Source organism: Acinetobacter sp. YH16032, from assembly GCF_013417345.1.
Classification (GTDB): Bacteria; Pseudomonadota; Gammaproteobacteria; order Pseudomonadales; family Moraxellaceae; genus Acinetobacter.
Window position 1 is genome coordinate 1 of the sequence record NZ_VPEE01000071.1, and the last position, 4,449, is coordinate 4,449.

A 4,449-nucleotide genomic window follows, 5' to 3' on the forward strand; every position below is an offset into this window, starting at 1 on the left:
GTGAGCAATTCGCTTATTTGTTTGAAGAACTAACAGAGGATATAGAAAAAATAAAAGAGGTTTATAATGATACACAAACAGATAGGAGGTAAAAACAAACAGAGAAACGTTAAAAACTCATTATCTTATTTATTGCGTAAAGACAAAATAGAAGAACAACAATATATAAAAGTTTTATCTACAACAACAGAGAAAGATATTTTAAACTTTAACGAATATATTCAATCAAAAAACTTCTCTCACCCATACACAGCGGGCGTTCTTTCGTTTGAAGAAAAAGACATCGACGAAGATTTAAAAAATAAAATCATGTCAGAATTTGAAGAAATGATGTTCGCAGAAATCGCACCTGAGAACCGTCCCCCGGTCCTTTGGGTGCAGCATCAAGATAAAGGGCGACTAGAACTTAATTATCTTACATTCAACGCATTAGCAGATAAAAGAGCATACAAAACATACTATCACTATGCAGATAAAAAACTATTTAACGCATTTTGTGAAGTTGTTAATTATGAGAATAATATTAGCTCAGTTATAGACGTAGAAAATCACAAAGAAAGAAATAAGCTAATTAATACTTTAAATAATAAAATACCAAAACACAAAAAAGATATAGTAAATAAATTACAGGAAGAAATAATAGCGAAAATATCAATCGAAGAAATAAACAACAGAAAAGAATTAATTGATTTTTTAACTAAAGAGAAAAATATAATTATAAATCGTACAGGTGATAATTATATATCTATTAAATTTAGCGAAGAAGATAAGCCTGTAAGGTTAAAAGGAGATATCTATGAACAGAGCAGAGATTACAAAACTTATAACGAAGAATCAAGAATCGATCACAGAGCAGATCGAGAGTACGTTAAAAACGCACTCAGAGAGCACACGAGCGTTTTTGACGCAGAGCTTAGCAAAAGAACAAGTAGAAATAAAAAACGCTTTAAAAGAACACAGAACGAAAATAAGAATAGCAATGAACAAAACAATAAGAGAACAAATGACATTCAGGATGTTAGATCTGAAATATCAAGTAATAATAATAGCCTTATTAGGAATGAATTTATTTTTCTTAATTTTAATAATGATTTTAATAAAGAGAATTTAAACAATGAGCAGAATAATAGAAGCGATAAAACAGAAGAAAGAACAAGAGAACAAAGAATTAGAAGCATTGGAAGCGAAATTGAAAACATTAATCAAGAACAACAATCTATTTATTCGAAATTCGAAGATAGAAGTAGAGAACAACAATATATTAATGAGAAATCTAAAAGAATTAGAAGAAGAATTAGACTATCAAACAGATATGTTGACAGATTTTTTAGATTATTTTTTGACAATATCGAGCGATTTAAACGAACTCAAGAACTCAAAAAAAGCATCACTCAAAAAGTCTCAAAATTCTTTAAAAAACAAGAAGAAACGCAAGGGCAACAAAACAAAATTGAAAGACGACGAAGATTTAAAATCTGATATTCAAGACATGAAAAAAACGCTTAGTTTTTTATTTAGTTATTATAAGAACCACATAACAAAAGAGAGCTAAACGCTCTCTTTTAGATCTTGTTGCTTGTATCGCTTCGCTAGAGACGTTACAGCGTTATAAGAGCATTGCATAGCTTCCGCTACCTCTTTCCAACTCAGCCCCTTCTCTCGTAGCTCATACGCTGTTTTGCGACGATTTAATGCCTCTTTCTCGTAATCTTCTCTGTCTATAGCAGTGTATTTTATTACTGTTGTTATTGAGACATTAAATTTTTTTGCTAACTCTTTTTGTGTTAATCCGTCTCTGTTTACTCTCATTTTTTACCTCCTAAAAAATCAAGCATATTCAATATTTCGCTTTGTTTTTTATAGTTATTTTTTTTCTTTCCTAGATTCTTTTTTCCCCTTGCGCTTTGTATCTCTGAAAACTTAGCAACGTCAAAATTTTTCCATGTCCATTTGCCTATACTTCGGGCTGTCGCTTTTATTTCATTGAATGGCAAAGGGTTTTGCTGATTACAAACAGCGTTGAGGTTGATCGCTTGTCTCTCAACTTCTTTCATCCATTGTTCAAATGATGATGAAGATTTAAACCCTAAAACTCGTTTATAAGACCAAGCTCGCAGATCATCAAAAAGGTTAACATTGCGACCTAATCCGTAATTTTCAGCTTTAACGCTTTTAGGTTGATTTAAATCGACAAAATCAGCGAGATAATCGAGATCATACAATTCAGCACCAGACCACCAAGGCGACCAATGACTATTTAACGGGTTTTTAGTAATAAGCCCTACATAGTTAGGGTCTGAACCTAATCTGTTTGCTATGCTGTTTTCTACTGCGGAGGCATAGCGTAACGGTTTTAATTTTGCTTGTTGTGTTTTACAAACCCCGTTCTTCAAAATATAACCATAATGACACCTGCCAGATTTGGGGCTTTTCGTTATAAAGTGAGGAACAGGCAAGTTAACTTCTTCAAATTTATAAAAACAATTTTCTTCATCTAGATCGAATAGCAAGCAAGTTTGTATAGCTGGTTGATTAGCTTGTATGTAAAGCATTTCTAGCGCTTTTTCTTTTTTTCTAATTCTTAACCCATTACTTAAATCGTCAGAACAGTAGGGCTTCATTGGCATTTGACTTATAAAATTTTGTCTATTATCGTTGTTAAACATAAAGCAGTCCTTTTTCTCTGAAACCCTGTTGCTACGGTCGCCAAACTCAAAGCAATAGGGTTTCTGTTTTCTTATGTTTTAATACATCAAAAAAGTTTGTCAAGTGATTGCCTTAACCATATCAGATAACAGCCCCAAAGGGGTGGTTTTTTGGGCGTTAGCAAAGCAAACCTTTTTGAACGCTTCAAACTAACAAAAACAAGTTTTGTCAGCTCTCAGCGTTGAGCTTAATAGCTATCTTTCAAATCCTCGTCTTTAAAGTATTCGATAGCTTTAAGTATTTTCTCAAGGTCTACTTTATTTTTTTTATCTAATCCATCTTTTAATAATCCAGCCAGAATTGAGTTCTTTATTTCTGCTGTTACAACCATAGGGGCTAAAACAGATCTAGACTTTGGGTAGTCCTCCCAATGAAGACCTAGGCATTTTCTTGATTCTTCTTCGTTATTTAAGTGGTTATACTTACCGTATATCACGTAAAATCTTTTCTTTTCATCATAATGTGCAATGTTATATTCTTTCCAGTATGAAATGATCTTATCCATTATTTATTCCTTTTTTGAGGTTTGTTATGCCTAAAAATCACCTTATTTTTTCTACAATTACTCTAATAACAATCTGTTATCCAATCATATCATTAGCTAATGATATTCCGATTGAGTGTAAATCAGTAGAAGCTAACGCGTTAGTAAATCAAGCTTATAAATCACAATATGATAAGGCTTTTGTTGCTAAGCAACGGTTAGATCCAAATGAACCAGCGTCGTTAGTTTATGAAAAATTGACTGATTATGATTATAAAAATGGAGACTTCAAAGACATAATTATTCCATTGGATATATCGTTGACCCAAAATGCAGATACTCAATTGTTGGCTGTTCGAGAGGTTGCATATGATAATAAAAATAAAACTAGAACTTGTGAGGCAGCGGTTAAGATTTCAATAAGTGGTGTATTAATCGAAAATTATCAGGAATTAATTCCTAACGATATAGAGTTTAGAGATTTTACAAATCAGTTTAAAAATAAAGAAATAGGAACATTTAATATTAAATATATATTGGATAAGGATTATTCTGGTAACAATCAGATAGTTGTCTATGGATTATAATTAAGTGCGTAGCAGTGAGCGGAGCGAACTAGAAGAAAAAAGACCTCAAGATCGGTTTTGATTTTGGGGTTTATGTATTGACAATAAAGCAAAATATCTTATTTCTTAAGTAAGGGATACCTTAGATAGCAAGTTAGCGCAATACTTCGTATTACGTTACTTGTGAGGGGCTTCGCCCCTTCAATCCCCTGAAGGTCAAAACATAAAACACAAGGAAAAAAACATGGCAAATTTGAGCAATTTAAAAATTCTCATTGAAGATAAAAAAACATATAAAGATCGCTATCAACGTAAAAATTTTATTTCTTTATGTTTAAGTGACGAAGAATTAACAGAAGTTGAATTGTTAGCTGAAAAATTAGATTTAAAAAGAGCAGCAGCTATAAGAGCGTTACTTTTAAATAAATCTGCAATATTAAAAAATAAAATAAAAAATAACGGAAATAAAGAATATCTATTTCTATTAAATAATATATCTAATAACATTAATCAAATCGCTAAAAAAATTAATGCTAATATTGATTTTTTTATTAACAGCGCCAACGGTGAGCAATTCGCTTATTTGTTTGAAGAACTAACAGAGGATATAGAAAAAATAAAAGAGGTTTATAATGATACACAAACAGATAGGAGGGAAAAACAAACAGAGAAACGTGAAAAACTCATTATCTT

At 31.4% G+C, this 4,449-nt stretch carries 6 protein-coding genes; 3 read left to right on the plus strand and 3 right to left on the minus strand.

Annotated features, from left to right (window positions below; all coding sequences use genetic code 11):
• Nucleotides 1–66: 66 nt before the first annotated feature.
• Complete coding sequence (locus tag FTV32_RS15815) at nt 67–1,479, plus strand: hypothetical protein (protein ID WP_179991740.1); 1,413 nt, start codon at nt 67–69, stop codon at nt 1,477–1,479.
• A 69-nt stretch (nt 1,480–1,548) separates the two neighbouring features.
• Here FTV32_RS15815 and FTV32_RS15820 read toward each other — a convergent pair whose 3' ends face one another.
• The 3 genes from FTV32_RS15820 to FTV32_RS15830 all read right to left on the minus strand — a co-directional run bounded on the left by FTV32_RS15820 (nt 1,549) and on the right by FTV32_RS15830 (nt 3,211).
• Nucleotides 1,549–1,809 (minus strand): helix-turn-helix domain-containing protein, encoded by a 261-nt coding sequence (locus FTV32_RS15820; RefSeq protein ID WP_008917004.1) that lies wholly within the window; start codon nt 1,807–1,809, stop codon nt 1,549–1,551.
• Nucleotides 1,806–2,666, minus strand: coding sequence for a replication initiation protein (locus tag FTV32_RS15825; protein WP_179991741.1), 861 nt, complete (start codon nt 2,664–2,666; stop codon nt 1,806–1,808). The genes FTV32_RS15820 and FTV32_RS15825 overlap by 4 nt, the downstream gene beginning before the upstream one ends.
• 227 nt (nt 2,667–2,893) lie before the next feature.
• A complete protein-coding gene (locus FTV32_RS15830) occupies nt 2,894–3,211 on the minus strand; it encodes a hypothetical protein (protein WP_179991742.1) in 318 nt (105 codons plus the stop codon).
• Nucleotides 3,212–3,237: 26 nt separating this feature from the next.
• Between FTV32_RS15830 and FTV32_RS15835 the strand changes: the two genes are divergently transcribed.
• Together FTV32_RS15835 and FTV32_RS15840 are read left to right on the plus strand one after the other, a co-directional pair.
• Nucleotides 3,238–3,777, plus strand: a complete 540-nt coding sequence (locus FTV32_RS15835; protein WP_179996694.1) for a hypothetical protein — start codon at nt 3,238–3,240, stop codon at nt 3,775–3,777.
• 223 nt (nt 3,778–4,000) lie between these two features.
• Nucleotides 4,001–4,449 (plus strand): hypothetical protein (locus FTV32_RS15840; protein WP_180029085.1); only part of this gene is annotated, 449 nt, incomplete at its 3' end.